This is a genomic window from Edwardsiella piscicida (genome assembly GCF_001896205.1).
Lineage (GTDB): Bacteria > Pseudomonadota > Gammaproteobacteria > Enterobacterales > Enterobacteriaceae > Edwardsiella > Edwardsiella piscicida.
On record NZ_MPNU01000001.1, the window covers coordinates 3,463,952 to 3,480,365 of the forward strand.

Genomic DNA, 16,414 nt, shown 5'->3' on the forward strand with positions numbered 1-16,414 from the left:
TTTTGAGCTGGCGAATGTCGGACGAACCGATATGAGGGAAAATATAAAGCTCAAGATAGCGAAGAACACGCGATCGATGGTCTTCACTCCAGCGCTTGTTACTTGCATGCCATTCACGAGCAATGGTTTCGAACGTATATGCCCCCGAATTCTCGGCCTGAGCTTCTTTCTGTTCGGCTTTTGGGTCAATGCCCTGAACTAACAGCTTTTTAGCTTCGTCGCGCTTTGCTCTTGCCTGAGCAAGCGTCACTGTAGGCCAAACACCAAAAGCGAGGCGATCCTCTTTTTTGTCTGAGGGGCGTCGGTATTTCATGCGCCAGTATTTAGACCCCTTGGCCGAAACCTCGAGATACAAACCGCCGCCATCGGCCATTTTGTAGCTTTTGTCTTTTGGCTTTGCAGTCTCAACTTGTCTGGCGTTGAGCTTCATTTGGGGGCACATTTCTAATCGAAGTTAAGATGTCCCCAATTATGCCCCCAACGACATCCGGATTTCAACGGACAACCTCGAACGACTCAGGACGTAAAAATCGCTGCAAACATTGATTTTTAAAGGATAATTGGACTTTCTCGGATGGTCTTGGAAGTACTAATGGTGCCGAAGGCCGGACTCGAACCGGCACGTATTTCTACGGTTGATTTTGAATCAACTGCGTCTACCGATTTCGCCACTCCGGCACGGAAGGGGATGCGGAAACCCGTGCATTATACCCGCTGGCGATCGCCATGCAACAGATATCCGCCGCGGCGGTTTTCAACTGTTGAAAAAAGCACCTCAGTCGATAGGTGCGCTGGTTTTTCAGCGTGTTAGCAAGGGATGGCGCCAGGCCTATGCGGCTGTAGCCCGCAAGGCCGCAAATCGACAGAGACAAAAAAGGCGGGTCAGTGACCCGCCTGGCTATCTGGCCCAGCGCATGGACTCAGTTGATCTTCACCGGCATGCCGGAGCGGGCCTTCAGGGCTTCGTCTACGGCGTGGGTGCTGACGCTGGGGTCGGCGACGATCTTAGTCACCGCGGCGTTGAGCTGGATCGGGACCGGCGCGCGGGACTGCCACTCCGCTTCGGTGGTGGAGAGCGGGTTATGCACCTCGATATAGCGGGAGCCGTCCGGTTCGACGGTGGCTTTTACCGGTTCGTCGATAAACTGCACGCGGGTGCCGACCGGGACGTTGTCAAACAGCCACTTGATGTCCGGGTCGCGCAGGCGCACGCAGCCGTGGCTGACGCGCAGGCCGATGCCGAAGTTGGCGTTGGTGCCGTGCACCGCATACAGGCGGCCGACATACAGGGCGTACAGCCCCATCGGGTTGTCCGGGCCGGCGGGGAAGACAGCGGGCAGGTACTGGCCGTTGGCGGCGTACTCTTCGTGCATCTTCTTGGTCGGGGTCCAGGTCGGGCCGGCTTTCTTGCGCTGGACGGAGGTCACCCAGTTCATCGGGGTGTCGCGGCCCAGCTGGCCGATGCCGATCGGCAGTACGATCACCGTCTTACTGCCTTTCGGGTAGTAGTACAGACGCATTTCAGCGCTGTTGATCACGATCCCCTCGTGGGGCGTGTTCGGCAGGATCAGCTGCTGCGGGATGGTCAGGCTACGACCTGCGCGCGGCAGGTAGGGATCGACGCCGGGGTTGGCTTCCAGCATGTTGCTCAGCCCCATCTGGTACTGGGCAGCAAAATGCTCCAGCGGGTACTTACTGTCTTCCGGGACCTTGATCTGCAGGTTCTCGCCAACCACTCGGCTGTTGTTCGCCGGCAGAGGGTATACCACGGCAAACGCAGACTGCACGCAGGCAGTCGCGGCCAGAAGTACCGTGAGAAGCGCACGGATACTCATTTTCATGTTTCTATTCCTGTTGGGTGCTTAACGCCGCGCAGGCGGTTGTTCGGTTACAGTCACAAATGACCGCTGCGCATTATATGTTCACAGAGGACAAAGAGGAAAAAATAACTGCGCTGCGGCAGAAAATTTCACCGTGGCCGCCCCCGTTCTGCCTCTCTCTTTACAGCGTAGCAAGATTACCCTTGCATGTGCGCTGCGTCACATTCATTTTTACCCGCGGCAGCACTCTGGCGGGATTTTTTACAAAATTCCCGGTGAAAAGCGCTGCCGTGCAGCGTTGGCTGGCATTACTATACTTACCCTCTTAATTCCCTAGCGTTTGAATGACATGGATACTCGTTTTCGCTCTTTTTTTCCGCTGGCCGCGCTGGCCATCGGCTGTCTGCTGAGCGGCGTTTCCGCCCGCGCCGCTACGCCGGATGCCCAGATCCGCGCGACCGTTGATCGCTACGCCGAGCATATCTTTTACAACAGCGGCGCCACCGGGATGGCGCTGGTCGCTATCGACGGCAGGGAGCAGCTGTTCCGCAGCTACGGTGAGACCAAGCCGGGCAACCATCAGCGCCCGCGCCCCGACTCGCTGATCCGTATCGCCTCCCTGACCAAGCTGATGACCAGTGAAGTGCTGGTCAAGCTGGACGCCGAGGGCAAGGTCAAGCTGACCGATCCCCTGTCGCGCTATGCACCGTCGGGTAAGCGTGTGCCCACTAACGCCTCCGGCAGACCGATCCGCCTGATGCACCTGGCCTCCCACACCAGCGGTCTGCCGCGCGAGCAGCCGGGCGGCGCCGCCAATCGGGCGGTGTTCACCTGGCCGACCTATAGCCAGCGCTGGCAGTGGCTGCAGCGCGCGCGTCTGAGCGTGGCCCCGGGCAGCAGCGCCGCCTACTCTAACCTGGCCTACGATCTGCTGGCCGACGCCCTGGCCCACGCCACCAAGCAGAGCTACCCGGCGCTGTTTCAGCGCCTGATCGCCCGCCCGCTGGGGATGAGCAGCACCACCTATACCCCGACGGCGGCGCAGTGCGCGCGTCTGATGATCCCGGCGCGTAGCGCCAGCCCCTGTATCTCCTCGCTGGCGGCCATCGGCAGCGGCGGCGTCTACTCCACGCCGGACGACATGCGCCGCTGGATGCAGCAGTTTCTGGCCGGTGGTCAGCAGCCGCGCAGCCCCTATGCCGCCCGTCTGCTGAAGATGTACTACCCGCGCGCTAAGCTGAATCAGGTGAAAGGCATGGATGTGCCGGGCAAGGCCTCCGCCTTGGGGCTGGGATGGGTGGCGATGGCGCCGCAGGATGGGCACCCGGCCATCATTCAGAAGACCGGCGGCGCCGGCGGCTTTATTACCTATATGGCGCTGATCCCGGAGAAAAACATCGGGGTCTTCGTGGTGGTGACCCGCAGCGATCTGACCCGCTTTAAGAACATGAGCGACGGGGTTAACGATCTGGTCAGCGCGCTGGCGGCGCAGAAGCGCTAGGCGGACGCGAGGCTCGAAGTGAGCACACGCTTACGTCGCATCGTATGGGGTGCGGCGCCGGAGAGACAGCAAAAAAAGGGGCGCCGTGGCGCCCCTTTTCTCTGTGCGCTGCGCCTAACTGCGGCGCAGCAGCAGATAGACGCTAAGCCCCAGAAACAGCGCGCTGGGCAGCACCGCCCCGATCACCGGCGGCACGTTGTACACCAGGCTCATCGGGCCGAAGATCTGGTCCAGCACGTAGAAGACGAAGCCAAAGCAGATGCCGGTCAGCACCCGTACCCCCATCGGCACGCTGCGCAGCGGGCCGAAGATAAACGACAGCGCCATCAGCATCATCACCGCCACGGAGAGCGGCGCAAAGATCTTGCTCCACAGGTTGAGCTGGTAGCGGCTGGACTCCTGACCGCTCTGCTTCAGGTATTTGACGTAGTGGTACAGCCCGCTGATGGAGAGGGAGTCGGGGCTGACCGCCACCACCCCCAGCTTGTCCGGCGTCAGGTTGGTCTTCCATACCCCGCTCAGGGTGCGTGAGCCGGTGATCATCTTCGGATCGGTCAGGTTGGACTCCTCCACCTGGGCCAGCTTCCACTGCTTGCCGTCAAAGGTGGCCGACGCCGCGTAGCGCAGCGAGGTCAGCTTACGCTGGGCATTCAGTGTGTAAATGCTCACCCCGCCAAGGGTACGGTCGTTCACCACCTGGGCGATATAGACAAACTGGTTGCCATCTTTAGCCCACAGCCCGCCCTGGGTCGACAGCAGCGAGCCGCCGTACATCTGCTGGGCGCGGTAGTTGCGCGCCGCCTGATCCCCCTGCGGGGCGACCCACTCGCCGATGGCCATGGTCAGCAGCACCAGCGGGATGGCGGTCTTCATCACCGCCGATGCCACCTGCATACGGGTAAAGCCGGCGGCCTGCATCACCACCAGCTCGCTGCGCTGCGCCAGCATCCCCAGCCCGAGCAGCGCACCGAGCAGCGCCGCCATCGGAAAGAAGATTTCGATATCCTTGGGGATACTCAGCAGGGTAAACAGGCCGGCGCCGGCCACGGAGTAGTCGCCCTGACCCACCTTGCGCAGCTGATCGACAAACTTGATGATGCCCGACAGCGACACCAGCATGAACAGGGTCATCATGATGGTGTTGAAGATGGTGCGGCCAATATAACGATCGAGAACGCCAAACATCAGGCCACTCCTTTTCCGCTCAGGCGCGCACGCAGGCGGCGCATCGGGACGGTATCCCACAGGTTAAGCACGACGGCCAGCAGCAGGTAGAGACCGTTCACCCCCCACATCCAGATCATCGGGTCCAGCTTGTCCTTGCCGCCGTTGGAGCGCAGGGAGCTCTGCAGCAGGAAGAAGATAAGGTACAGCAGCATCGCCGGCAGCATCGACAGCACCCGCCCCTGGCGCGGGTTGACCACGCTGAGCGGCACCACCATCAGCGCCATCACGATCACCGAGAATACCAGGGTCAGGCGCCAGTGAAACTCGGCGCGGAAGCTCGGCTCCTGCGAGTGCCACAGGGCGGACATGCTGGCCTGATCGGCGTTATTGGGGTCTAGCATCGCCGATTTATGGCCGATGATCGCCGAATAGTCGACAAAGTCGGTGATACGGAAGTCGCGCAGCATGGCGGTGCCCTCATAGCGGGTGCCGCTGTCCAGCACCACCTTCTGCGCGCCGTCCTTCATCTCCACCAGATGACCGCTGTCGGCCACCACCACCGACGGGCGCTGGGAGCCGCTGGGGCGCAGCTGGGCCAGGAAGACGTTATGGAATTTTTTGTCCTTCACATTGCCGACAAACAGCACGTAGTTGCCGTCCTGCGAGGGCTGAAACTGCCCCTCCGCCAGCGACGCCAGGCCGGGGTTGGCCCGCGCCTCGGCCATCACCTCGTCCGAGTGCAGCGAGGACCACGGGCTCAGCCAGAAGGCGTTGACCAGCGCCAGCGCGCCGGTAATAAAGGCCAGCGCCATCGCCGCCTTCACCAGCACCGCCTTGCTCAGGCCACAGGCGTGCATCACCGTGATCTCGCTCTCCGTGTACAGTCTGCCCAGCGTCATCAGCAGCCCCAGGAACAGGCTGAGCGGAAGAATGAGCTGGGCCATCTCCGGTATTCCCAGCCCGAGCAGGGAAAATACCAGATTGGTCGGGATATCACCGTTCACCACCGCCCCTAAAATTCGCACCATCTTTTGACAAAAAAAGATCAGTAGCAGAATAAACAGGATAGCGACCTGGCTCTTAAAGGTTTCCCGTACTAGATATCTAATGATGATCACGCTTATTACGCCTGTGAAAACTTGTATTTTTGCAGGAAAATAGATAATTTCTACGCTAACGCGCCATTTTTATGATGTTCATGGCAGCGGCAACAATCAGGAACACGATATACAGCCTTTGCTGTCCGGGCGGCGTAAAAGCACACTGGGAACGTGACCAGATCCCAAAACGCCAACCGCTTGTCAGGTAAACTGATTGTACTGTAAACCGATTGTACCGTAATCGTTAGTCACGAAAACGACAAATTTAGCCGCCAGCAGCGCAAAAAACCAGCAAAAGCCGCTGCGGTGGCCGGATCAGACCAATGCCGGCACGATTTTACCGTTTGGCTCAAAAAACGTGTGGCAATAATTGTTTCTAGTCAGTTCAACGGCGCAGGGGCCGCAGCTCGTTTGAGTATAGTTTATCTGCCCCCCCGGCCGCTGTCTTTAAGATTCAGGAGAGTGCATGGAGTTCAGTGTAAAGAGCGGTAGCCCGGAAAAACAGCGTAGCGCCTGTATCGTGGTCGGCGTGTTCGAACCGCGTCGCCTGTCACCGATTGCCGAACAGCTCGACAAGATCAGCGACGGTTATATCAGCGCCCTGCTGCGCCGCGGCGAACTGGAAGGCAAGGTGGGTCAAACCCTGTTGCTGCACCATGTCCCCAACGTACTCTCAGAGCGCATCCTGCTGATCGGCTGCGGCAAAGAGCGTGAGCTGGACGAGCGCCAGTATAAGCAGGTGGTCCAGAAGACCATCAACACCCTCAACGATACCGGTTCGATGGAGGCGGTGTGCTTCCTGACCGAGCTGCACGTCAAGGGCCGCAACACCTACTGGAAGGTGCGCCAGGCCGTCGAAACCGCCAAAGAGACCCTCTACACCTTTGATCAGCTGAAGAGCAACAAGGTGGAGCCGCGCCGTCCGCTGCGCAAGATGGTGTTCAACGTGCCGACCCGCCGCGAGCTGACCAGCGGCGAACGCGCCATTCAGCACGGTCTGGCCATCGCCGCCGGGATCAAGGCCGCCAAAGATCTCGGCAACATGCCGCCCAACATCTGTAACGCGGGCTACCTGGCCTCGCAGGCGCGTCAGCTGGCCGACAGCTACGCCGACGCCGTCACCACCCGGGTGATCGGCGAGCAGCAGATGAAAGAGCTGGGCATGAACGCCTATCTGGCCGTCGGTCAGGGCTCGCAGAACGAGTCGCTGATGTCGGTGATCGAATACAAGGGCAGCCCGAACCCGGACGCCCGCCCCATCGTGCTGGTCGGCAAAGGGCTGACCTTTGACGCCGGCGGCATCTCCCTGAAGCCGGGGGAAGGCATGGACGAGATGAAGTACGACATGTGCGGCGCCGCCTCTGTCTATGGCGTGATGCGCATGGCGGCCGAGCTGCGGCTACCCCTCAACATCGTCGGGGTACTGGCGGGCTGTGAAAACATGCCGGGCGGGCGCGCCTATCGGCCGGGCGACATTCTCACCACCATGTCCGGCCAGACCGTCGAGGTGCTCAACACCGACGCCGAAGGGCGCCTGGTGCTGTGCGACGTGCTGACCTACGTCGAACGCTTCGAGCCGGAGCTGGTGGTGGACGTCGCCACCCTGACCGGCGCCTGCGTCATCGCCCTGGGTCACCACCTGACCGGCCTGATGGCCAACCATAACCCGCTGGCTTCCGAGCTGCTGAGCGCCGCCGAACAGGCGGGCGATCGCGCCTGGCGCCTGCCGCTGGGCGAGGAGTTCCAAGAGCAGCTGGACTCCAACTTTGCCGACATGGCCAACATCGGCGGGCGCCCGGGCGGGGCGATCACCGCCGCCTGCTTCCTGGCGCGCTTTACCCGCAAGTACAACTGGGCGCACCTGGATATCGCCGGTACCGCCTGGCGCTCCGGCAAGGCCAAGGGCGCCACGGGCCGCCCGGTGGCGCTGCTGTCGCAGTTCCTGCTCAACCGCGCAGGGCTGAACGGCGAGGAGTGATCCCGCCTCTCCCCACCCGCACGGGCGGGGAGGCATGAATATTCCCGCCATTGCTGTAGAATAGAAGACTGGGTCGTCCGCCGCGCGGGCGACCGCGCCCCGTCGCTGATCCCGGCGGTGGGGCATTCACCCATGCAGGATAGATCCGACTCCCGATGAAACAGGCAACCTTTTATTTGCTGGAGCAGCCCCAGGCGGCAGACGCGCCGGACGATGTAGAAACGCTGGCCTGCGATCTGGCCTGCCAGCACTGGCGCGCCGGTAAACGGGTGCTGCTGGCCTGCGCCAGCCAGGAGCAGGCGCTGCGCCTGGACGAGGCGCTGTGGGCGCGCGATCCGCAGCAGTTCGTGCCGCACAGCCTGGCCGGAGAGGGGCCGCGCTTCGGCGCGCCGGTGGAGCTGTCCTGGCCGGGCAAACGCGGCAGCGCGCCGCGCGAGCTGTTAATCAGCCTGCTGCCGACGTTCGCGGATTTTGCCACCGCTTTCCATGAAGTGATAGACTTCGTGCCTTACGAAGACGCATTAAAGCAGTTGGCGCGCGAACGCTATAAAGCCTATCGCAGCGTCGGCTTTCACTTGACCACGGCGACGCCGCCAACTCACTGACCGATCAGACGAAACAGACGAAGAATGGAAAAAACATACAACCCGCAAGACATCGAACAGCCGCTGTATGCGCACTGGGAACAGCAGGGCTACTTTAAGCCTAACGGCGACACCAGCAAAGAAAGCTTCTGCATCATGATCCCGCCGCCGAACGTGACCGGCAGCCTGCACATGGGCCACGCGTTCCAGCAGACCATCATGGACACCATGATCCGCTACCAGCGCATGCAGGGGAAAAACACCCTGTGGCAGGTGGGGACCGACCATGCCGGTATCGCCACCCAGATGGTGGTTGAGCGTAAGATTGCGGCCGAAGAGGGCAAGACCCGCCACGACTACGGCCGTGATGCCTTCATCGACAAGATCTGGCAGTGGAAGGCCGAATCCGGCGGCACCATTACCCGCCAGATGCGCCGTCTGGGCAACTCCGTCGACTGGGAGCGCGAGCGCTTTACCATGGACGACGGCCTGTCCAACGCGGTGAAAGAAGTCTTCGTCCGTCTGTATCAGGAAGATCTGATCTACCGCGGCAAGCGTCTGGTCAACTGGGATCCGAAGCTGCGCACCGCCATTTCCGATCTGGAAGTGGAGAACCGAGAAACCAAGGGCTCCATGTGGCATCTGCGCTACCCGCTGGCCGACGGTGCCAAGACCGCAGAGGGTCAGGATCACCTGGTGGTCGCCACCACCCGTCCGGAGACCCTGCTGGGCGACACCGGCGTGGCGGTCAACCCGGAGGATCCGCGCTACAAAGATCTGATCGGCAAGTTTGTCATCGTCCCGCTGGTCAACCGCCGCATTCCCATCGTCGGCGACGAACACGCCGACATGGAGAAAGGCACCGGCTGCGTGAAGATCACCCCGGCGCACGATTTCAACGACTATGAGGTCGGTCGTCGCCACCAGCTGCCGATGATCAACATCCTCACCTTCGACGCCAACATTCGCGATCAGGCGCAGGTGCTGGACACCAACGGCGTCGAGTGCGATGCCTACAGCGATGAGCTGCCGGCCGAATTCCGCGGCATGGAGCGCTTTGCCGCCCGTAAGGCCATCGTCAAGGCCTGCGACGAGGCCGGTCTGCTGGTCGAGATCAAACCGCACGATCTGACGGTGCCCTACGGCGACCGCGGCGGCGTGGTGATCGAGCCGATGCTGACCGACCAGTGGTACGTGCGCGCCGCCCCGCTGGCCAAGCCGGCCATTGAAGCGGTCGAAAACGGCGACATTCAGTTTGTGCCTAAGCAGTACGAAAACATGTACTTCTCCTGGATGCGCGACATTCAGGACTGGTGTATCTCCCGTCAGCTGTGGTGGGGCCACCGCATCCCGGCCTGGTACGACGCCGACGGCCGCGTCTACGTCGGCCGCAGCGAAGAAGAGGTACGCAGCGAAAACGGCCTGGGCGCCGAGGTGACGCTGACCCAGGACAACGACGTGCTGGACACCTGGTTCTCCTCTGCCCTGTGGACCTTCTCCACCCTGGGCTGGCCGGAGAACACCGACGCGCTGAAGACCTTCCACCCGACCAACGTGCTGACCAGCGGCTTCGACATCATCTTCTTCTGGATCGCCCGCATGATCATGATGACCATGCACTTCATCAAGGATGACGACGGCAAGCCGCAGGTGCCGTTCAAGACCGTGTATATCACCGGTCTGATCCGCGACGACGAAGGGCAGAAGATGTCCAAGTCCAAGGGCAACGTCATCGATCCGCTGGATATGATCGACGGCATCAGCCTGCCGGCGCTGCTGGAGAAACGCACCGGCAACATGATGCAGCCGCAGCTGGCCGAGAAGATCGCCAAGCGCACCGAGAAGCAGTTCCCGGACGGCATCGAGCCGCACGGCACCGACGCCCTGCGCTTCACCCTGTCGGCCCTGGCCTCCACCGGCCGCGACATCAACTGGGACATGAAGCGCCTGGAAGGCTACCGCAACTTCTGTAACAAGCTGTGGAACGCCAGCCGCTTTGTGCTGATGAACACCGAAGGCCACGACTGCGGCTTTAACGACGGCGAAAAGGTCTACTCGCTGGCCGATCGCTGGATCCTGGCGGAGTTCAACCGCACGGTGAAGGCCATGCGTGAGGCGCTGGATAGCTATCGCTTTGATATCGCGGCCAATATCCTGTACGAGTTCACCTGGAACCAGTTCTGCGACTGGTATCTGGAGCTGGCCAAGCCGGCGATCAACGGCGGCAGCGACGCCGAGCTGCGCGGCACCCGCCACACCCTGGTCACCGTGCTGGAAGGCCTGCTGCGCCTGGCGCACCCGATCATTCCGTTCATCACCGAGACCATCTGGCAGCGGGTCAAGCCGCTGGTCGGCATCGACGCCGATACCATCATGCTGCAGCCCTACCCGCAGTATGACGCGGCGCTGGACGACGCGCAGGCGCTCTCCGATCTGGAGTGGATCAAGCAGGCCATCATCGCGGTGCGTAACATCCGCGCCGAAATGAACATCGCCCCGAGCAAGCCGCTGGATCTGCTGCTGCGCGACGCCAGCGCTGACGCCCAGCGTCGCGTGGAGCAGAACAGCAGCTTTATCCAGTCGCTGGCGCGCCTGCAGAGCATCACCCTGCTGCCGGCCGGCGACAAGGGCCCGGTCTCCGTCACCAAGCTGGTGGAGGGCGCCGAGCTGCTGATCCCGATGGCCGGTCTGGTCGATAAAGCCGCCGAGCTGGATCGCCTGACCAAAGAGGTGGCCAAGATCGACGGCGAGATCGCCCGCATCGAAGCCAAGCTCTCCAACGAAGGCTTTGTGGCGCGTGCCCCGGAGGCGGTGGTCGCCAAGGAGCGCGAAAAGCGGGACGGCTACGCCGATGCTAAGGCCAAGCTGATCGAACAGCAGGCGGTGATCGCCGCGCTGTAATCGCCCCAGCGAGCCAGCACGACAGCGGGAGCCAAACGGCTCCCGTTTTTTTTAGTGTACGCCCGCGTCGGCCCGCAAATGCGCGATACCGATGCCAATCCTACCGCAGCGGCTATAATCACAGACAGCACAATCAATCACCTACCGACGTTGGGGGCCATCTACGCGCGCACTCCGGTCATCGCCATGCCGGATCGCACCGCCCCCTGATACGAGGAGCCCGATGGATATTCGTCCCCCCGGCAGCCACGGGCCGCTGAGTCTGAACCCCAATCGCTGGGATATCGTCGCCTTTCCGCTGATCATCAGCCTTATCGCCATGATGGCCATCGGTTTTCATCAGGCGCTGCAGCCCCTCGCCAGCCTGGAAAAGCAGACGATCTCTCTGGCGCCGAGCGCCCTGCCGGACTATGCCCTGCGCACCACCCTGCGCATGCTGGTCGCCATGCTGGCCTCGCTGCTGTTCACCCTGATCTACGGCACGCTGGCGGCCAAAAGTCGGCGGGCGGCCAAGGTATTGGTGCCGATGCTGGATATCCTGCAGTCGGTGCCGGTGCTCGGCTATATCTCGTTTACCGTCACCTTCTTTATCGCCCTGTTCCCCGGACGGGTGCTGGGGGTCGAGCTGGCGGCCATCTTCGCCATCTTTACCAGCCAGGCCTGGAATATGACCTTCAGCTTTTACCAGTCCCTACGCACCGTCCCCGGCGATCTGGATGAGGTCGCCCGCGGCCTGCACTTCACCGGCTGGCAGCGTTTCTGGAAACTGGATGTCCCCTTCGCCATGCCCGGGCTTATCTGGAACATGATGATGTCGATGTCCGGCGGCTGGTTCTTTATTGTGGCCTCGGAGGCGATTACCGTCGGCAATACCCATTTTACCCTGCCGGGCATCGGCGCCTACCTGGCCGAGGCGATCCTGCAGCGCGATCTCCACGCCATCGGCTGGGTGCTGCTGACCATGGTGGCGGTGATCCTTATCTACGATCAGCTGCTGTTCCGCCCGCTGGTCGCCTGGGCCGACAAGTTTCGCATGGAGAATACCCGCACCGCCAATCCCCCCACCTCCTGGCTGCTCAACCTGCTGCGGCGCACCCGCCTGTTCCACCGCCTGCTCGCCCCGCTGGGGCATCTGCTGGGCTGGCTGGCGCGCCTGCCGCTGCGCTGGCCCGGACCGGCGCGCTACCGCCCCGCGCCGACGACGCCGGGGCGCTCATCACGCTATCTCGATCTGCTCTGGGGTGCGGCGGTCCTCGTGCTGACCCTGTATCTCTGCACCCGGGTCGTCCTGTATGTCCGCAGCGGCGTTTCGCTGCACGAGGTCGGCAATGTTCTGCTGATGGGGCTGGTGACCCTGCTGCGCGTCAGCCTACTGATCCTGATCTCCTCGCTCATCTGGGTGCCGCTGGGGGTGCTGATCGGCCTGCGTCCGGCCCTGGCCGGTAAGATCCAGCCGCTGGCCCAGTTTTTGGCCGCCTTCCCGGCCAACCTGCTGTTTCCCGCCTTCGTCATCGCCATCATGCACTTTCAGCTCAACCCGGACATCTGGCTGTCGCCGCTGATCGTGCTGGGCACCCAGTGGTATATTTTGTTCAACGTCGTGGCCGGCACCATGAATTTTCCCAATGACTACCGCGAGGTCACGGCCAATCTGCATATTCGCGGCTGGCAGTGGTGGCGCCAGATCATGCTACCGGCCATCTTTCCCTACTATGTCACCGGCGCCGTCACCGCCGCCGGCGGGGCCTGGAACGCCAGCATCGTGGCCGAATATGTGCAGTGGGGCGATACCCGGGTGGCGGCGCACGGTCTGGGGGCCTATATCGCCGAAAACACCGCCAGCGGCAACTTTCCCAAAATCATCCTGGGCATCGCCATCATGTCGCTGTTCGTTACCCTGTTTAACCGCCTGCTGTGGCGCCCGCTGTACGCCTATGCAGAATCCCGCTTTCGCGCCAACTGATCCTGAACACTAACCGAGGAGCCGCGCCATGACCGATCCCCTTTCCCCGCCGCCGCCCGGCGTCACGCCGGCGCCGATTCTGAGCGTGCAGAACGTTGATCACGGCTATGAGCAGGCGCACGGCGTCCAGACCATCCTGCAGGGCGTTAACCTGACCCTGCGCGAGGGCGAAATAGTGGCCCTGCTCGGCCGCTCCGGCTCGGGAAAATCCACGCTGCTGCGTATCATCTCGGGCCTGATCACCCCCAGCGCGGGCCAGGTGAACTACCTTGGCGCGCCGGTGCATGGCCCGGCCAAGGGGGTGGCGATGGTGTTCCAGACCTTCGCCCTGTTTCCGTGGCTGACGGTGCTGCAAAACGTGGAGGCCGGTCTGGAGGCGCAGGGCATGGCGGCCGCCGAGCGGCGTACCCGGGCGCTGGCGGCCATCGACCTGATCGGCCTGGACGGTTTTGAGAACGCCTACCCGCGCGAGCTCTCCGGCGGGATGCGCCAGCGCGTCGGCTTTGCCCGCGCCTTGGTGGTTGACCCCACGCTGCTGCTGATGGATGAGCCGTTTTCAGCCCTTGACGTCCTGACCGCCGAAACCCTGCGCACCGACCTGCTCGACCTGTGGAGCGCAGGCAAGCTGCCGATTAAGTCGATGCTGATCGTCACCCATAACATCGAGGAGGCGGTCTTCATGTGCGATCGCATCCTGCTGCTCTCTTCGCACCCCGGCAAGATCATCGCCGAGATAGCGGTACCCTTCCACCACCCGCGCAGCCGCCTCGATCCACCGTTTCGCCACCTGGTCGATGAGATTTACGCCCAAATGACGGCGCGCAGCGGCGACAATACGCTGCGTCACGAGCTGAAGCTGGGCTCCTGGCTGCCCCATGTCTCCACCAACCTGATCGCCGGGCTGCTGGAAACCTTGGCGGCCGCCCCTTACCACGGCCGCGCCGACATGCCCGATCTGGCGCTGGCGCTACACATAGAGGCCGATCGTCTGCTCTCCGTCGCCGAGGTGCTGCAGCAGCTGGACTTTGCCGAGGTTCATCAAGGGGATATTTTCCTCACCCCCGCGGGGCAGCAGTTCGCCGTCATGGACACCCAGCCGCGCAAGGCGCTGTTCGCCACCCACCTGCTGCGCCACGTACCGCTGGCCACGCTGATCAAGAGCGTGCTCGACGAGCGCCCCGGCCACCGGGCGCCGCGGGTACGCTTTGAGCAGGAGCTGGAGGACGTGCTATCCGATGATGCCGCGCGCGAAACCCTGGATACCGTGATCAACTGGGGGCGCTATGCCGAGATCTTCTCCTATAACGATCAGAGCGGCTCCTTTAGCCTGGAGGACGTCGAGTTTTAACCCGCCCGGGGCCGCTTTCCCCGGCGGCATCTTGCATTGTGGGGGGCGACGGTGCTATTTAAGAAACTGCATATCCGCACACTGACCAGGGATTCCCAGATGACCGACCAACGCGCCCCCGACATCCGCATTCGCCCACTGACCGCCGCCGACAATGGCGCGATTGCCGACGTGATCCGCCGCGTCTCCGCCGAATGCGGCCTGAGCGCCGACAAGGGGTTCACGGTGTCCGATCCCAATCTGGATCGCCTGGCGCAGACCTATGCGGCGCCGCGCTGCGCCTATTGGATCGTGGAGCTGGACGGTGAGGTGGCGGGCGGCGGCGGCGTCGCGCCGCTGGAGGGGGCCGCGCCGCACCTGTGCGAGCTGCAAAAGATGTACTTTCTGCCCGCGCTGCGCGGACGCGGCCTGGCCAAGCGCCTGGCCCTGCTGGCGCTGGACTTCGCCCGTGCGCAGGGGTTTACCCACTGCTACCTGGAGACCACCGCCACCCTGCACAACGCCATCGCCCTGTACCGTCATCTCGGCTTTGAGCCTATCGACGCGGCGCTGGGCGCCACCCGCCACGTGGACTGTGAAGTCCGCATGCTGCGCCCGCTATAGGTTATCGGCCGACGAAACCGCCGCCGCCCCCTTCGCAGGGCGGCGGCGCAGAAAATAGCTGGCGATCACCAGCGCCAACAGCGTGAGCTCGGCCAAGAGCATGCTGCCCCCCTGCTCGCTCAGCCAGGTGCCGACGATCACCAGCCCGTTAAGCACGATGCAGGCCCACGGCAGCCAGGGAAACCACGGGGAGCGGTAGCCCGCGCGGATATCGGGATAGTGCCCCGCCTGCTGACGACGGCGAAAGCAATACTGACACCAGGCGATCACCATCCACGCCAGGCAGCCGACCTGCCCGGTGCTGGCGATCAGATACAGGTACAGCGACTGGGCCGGAATGTATTTGCTCAGCAGGCACACCAGCGAGATCAGGCAGGTCAGCGCGATCCCGTTCGCCGGCGCGCCGCGCCGATTGACCCGACCGCAGAAGCGCGGGGCAAAGCCATCCTGCGCCATCGACCACAGCATCCGCGAGCTGGCGTAAATCGCCGAGTTGGCCGCCGACACCGCGGCGGAGAAGATCACCAGCAGCATCAGGGTATCAGCGCCCGGCAGACCGGCGTGGGCAAAGACCCAGACGAACGGGCTATCGCCGCTCACCGCCCGCTCATAGGGGTAGATCAGCGCCAGTACCGCGATAGCCAGCACATAAAACAGAATGATGCGCCCACCGATCCCCATTATCACCCGCGGCAGCACCTTTTCCGGCGCCGCGGTCTCCCCGGCGGCGCTGCCCACCAGCTCGACCCCCTGAAAGGAGTACACCACCACGGTCATGCACAGAAAGAGGCTCCAGGTGCCGTGCGGGAACCAGCCGCTGGCGGTGCGCAGCGTCGGCTGCCACGCGCCGCTCCCCTGCAGGCGCAACATCATCACGACCCCGGCGGCGATAAACAGAACGATGGCGAACACTTTGATCGCCGACAGCCAATATTCACACTCGCCAAAGCTGGCGGCGGACAGCAGGTTCAACAGCAGCAGTGAGATCAGGATAGCGAGACAAAACAGGTAGATGGGTACGGCGGGGAAGCACTGGTGGGCGATAAGTCCGGCGGCGGTCAGGTCGGCGGCCAGCGAAAATACCCAGCTCAGCCAGTACAGCCAGCCGATGCTGTAGCTCCACAGCGGGTGGGGGAGAAACATCAGCGCATAGTGCTGAAACGAACCGGAGTGGGGAAACGCGCAGGCCAGCTCCCCCAGGCACATCATGGTGATCAGCATCACCCCGCCGCCCAGCAGATAGGCCAGCAGGGTGCCGAGCGGTCCGACGCTGTGCAGCGGCTCGGCAATGCCGATAAACAGACCGGTACCGATGGTCCCCCCCAGCGACATCATCAGCAGGTGGCGCTTTTTCAGCGTGCGCTGGAGCGCCGGACCGGTTGAGGGTGAAGGCGTCTCCATCTGACAAGCCATGGTATCCCCCTGTGTAAGGTGCATTCTGCGCGCCGA

At 62.7% G+C, this 16,414-nt stretch carries 12 protein-coding genes and 1 tRNA gene; 7 read left to right on the forward strand and 6 right to left on the reverse strand.

Features of this window, described 5'->3' with window-relative positions; genetic code table 11:
* The 3 genes from BRD58_RS15965 to BRD58_RS15975 form a co-directional block, all read right to left on the reverse strand.
* The coding region (locus BRD58_RS15965; RefSeq protein ID WP_139263918.1) for a tyrosine-type recombinase/integrase at positions 1 to 430 on the reverse strand (430 nt) is incomplete at its 3' end.
* Between the two features lie 163 nt (positions 431 to 593).
* Positions 594 to 678, reverse strand: a tRNA-Leu gene (locus BRD58_RS15970).
* A gap of 242 nt (positions 679 to 920) precedes the next feature.
* Positions 921 to 1,841 carry a L,D-transpeptidase family protein gene (locus tag BRD58_RS15975; RefSeq protein ID WP_012849905.1) on the reverse strand — a complete coding sequence of 307 codons (921 nt, stop codon included), beginning with the start codon at positions 1,839 to 1,841 and terminating at the stop codon, positions 921 to 923.
* A 328-nt stretch (positions 1,842 to 2,169) separates the two neighbouring features.
* On the opposite strand from BRD58_RS15975, the gene ampH reads away from it, so the two are divergent.
* Positions 2,170 to 3,321, forward strand: coding sequence for a D-alanyl-D-alanine-carboxypeptidase/endopeptidase AmpH (gene ampH, locus BRD58_RS15985; protein ID WP_073383718.1), 1,152 nt, complete (start codon positions 2,170 to 2,172; stop codon positions 3,319 to 3,321).
* A 114-nt stretch (positions 3,322 to 3,435) separates the two neighbouring features.
* On the opposite strand, the gene lptG is transcribed toward ampH, so the two are convergent.
* Positions 3,436 to 4,506, reverse strand: a complete 1,071-nt coding sequence (gene lptG, locus BRD58_RS15990; RefSeq protein ID WP_012849908.1) for an LPS export ABC transporter permease LptG — start codon at positions 4,504 to 4,506, stop codon at positions 3,436 to 3,438.
* Positions 4,506 to 5,606: an LPS export ABC transporter permease LptF gene (gene lptF, locus BRD58_RS15995; RefSeq protein ID WP_012849909.1), complete on the reverse strand. Its 1,101-nt coding sequence runs from the start codon at positions 5,604 to 5,606 to the stop codon at positions 4,506 to 4,508. Before lptF ends, lptG begins: the two co-directional genes overlap by 1 nt.
* A 448-nt stretch (positions 5,607 to 6,054) precedes the next feature.
* On the opposite strand from lptF, the gene pepA reads away from it, so the two are divergent.
* The 6 genes from pepA (at position 6,055) to BRD58_RS16025 (ending at position 14,965) form a co-directional block, all read left to right on the forward strand.
* Positions 6,055 to 7,566: a leucyl aminopeptidase gene (gene pepA / locus BRD58_RS16000; RefSeq protein WP_012849910.1), complete on the forward strand. Its 1,512-nt coding sequence runs from the start codon at positions 6,055 to 6,057 to the stop codon at positions 7,564 to 7,566.
* 155 nt (positions 7,567 to 7,721) lie between these two features.
* Entirely contained in the window at positions 7,722 to 8,171 is a 450-nt protein-coding gene (locus BRD58_RS16005; RefSeq protein ID WP_012849911.1) for a DNA polymerase III subunit chi, read from the forward strand.
* A gap of 24 nt (positions 8,172 to 8,195) precedes the next feature.
* The gene (locus BRD58_RS16010; RefSeq protein ID WP_012849912.1) at positions 8,196 to 11,051 is read left to right on the forward strand and encodes a valine--tRNA ligase; all 2,856 of its coding nucleotides are present in this window, start codon (positions 8,196 to 8,198) and stop codon (positions 11,049 to 11,051) included.
* A 223-nt stretch (positions 11,052 to 11,274) separates the two neighbouring features.
* On the forward strand, positions 11,275 to 13,014 hold the full coding sequence (locus BRD58_RS16015; RefSeq protein WP_073383723.1) for an ABC transporter permease: 1,740 nt from the start codon (positions 11,275 to 11,277) through the stop codon (positions 13,012 to 13,014).
* 28 nt (positions 13,015 to 13,042) lie between these two features.
* Positions 13,043 to 14,362 (forward strand): ABC transporter ATP-binding protein, encoded by a 1,320-nt coding sequence (locus BRD58_RS16020; RefSeq protein WP_073383727.1) that lies wholly within the window; start codon positions 13,043 to 13,045, stop codon positions 14,360 to 14,362.
* 99 nt (positions 14,363 to 14,461) lie between these two features.
* Positions 14,462 to 14,965, forward strand: a complete 504-nt coding sequence (locus tag BRD58_RS16025) for a GNAT family N-acetyltransferase (protein WP_073383730.1) — start codon at positions 14,462 to 14,464, stop codon at positions 14,963 to 14,965.
* Here BRD58_RS16025 and BRD58_RS16030 read toward each other — a convergent pair.
* Complete coding sequence (locus BRD58_RS16030; RefSeq protein WP_408731672.1) at positions 14,960 to 16,378, reverse strand: amino acid permease; 1,419 nt, start codon at positions 16,376 to 16,378, stop codon at positions 14,960 to 14,962. The two genes, BRD58_RS16025 and BRD58_RS16030, sit on opposite strands and share 6 nt — an antisense overlap.
* Positions 16,379 to 16,414 lie beyond the last annotated feature (36 nt).

Coding starts and splice junctions, on each gene's coding strand:
- BRD58_RS15975 (WP_012849905.1), bottom strand. CDS start 1,841: ATGAAAATGAGTATCCGTGCGCTTCTCACGGTACTTCTGGCCGCGACT.
- ampH (WP_073383718.1), top strand. CDS start 2,170: ATGGATACTCGTTTTCGCTCTTTTTTTCCGCTGGCCGCGCTGGCCATC.
- lptG (WP_012849908.1), bottom strand. CDS start 4,506: ATGTTTGGCGTTCTCGATCGTTATATTGGCCGCACCATCTTCAACACC.
- pepA (WP_012849910.1), top strand. CDS start 6,055: ATGGAGTTCAGTGTAAAGAGCGGTAGCCCGGAAAAACAGCGTAGCGCC.
- BRD58_RS16005 (WP_012849911.1), top strand. CDS start 7,722: ATGAAACAGGCAACCTTTTATTTGCTGGAGCAGCCCCAGGCGGCAGAC.
- BRD58_RS16010 (WP_012849912.1), top strand. CDS start 8,196: ATGGAAAAAACATACAACCCGCAAGACATCGAACAGCCGCTGTATGCG.
- BRD58_RS16015 (WP_073383723.1), top strand. CDS start 11,275: ATGGATATTCGTCCCCCCGGCAGCCACGGGCCGCTGAGTCTGAACCCC.
- BRD58_RS16020 (WP_073383727.1), top strand. CDS start 13,043: ATGACCGATCCCCTTTCCCCGCCGCCGCCCGGCGTCACGCCGGCGCCG.
- BRD58_RS16025 (WP_073383730.1), top strand. CDS start 14,462: ATGACCGACCAACGCGCCCCCGACATCCGCATTCGCCCACTGACCGCC.
- BRD58_RS16030 (WP_408731672.1), bottom strand. CDS start 16,378: ATGGCTTGTCAGATGGAGACGCCTTCACCCTCAACCGGTCCGGCGCTC.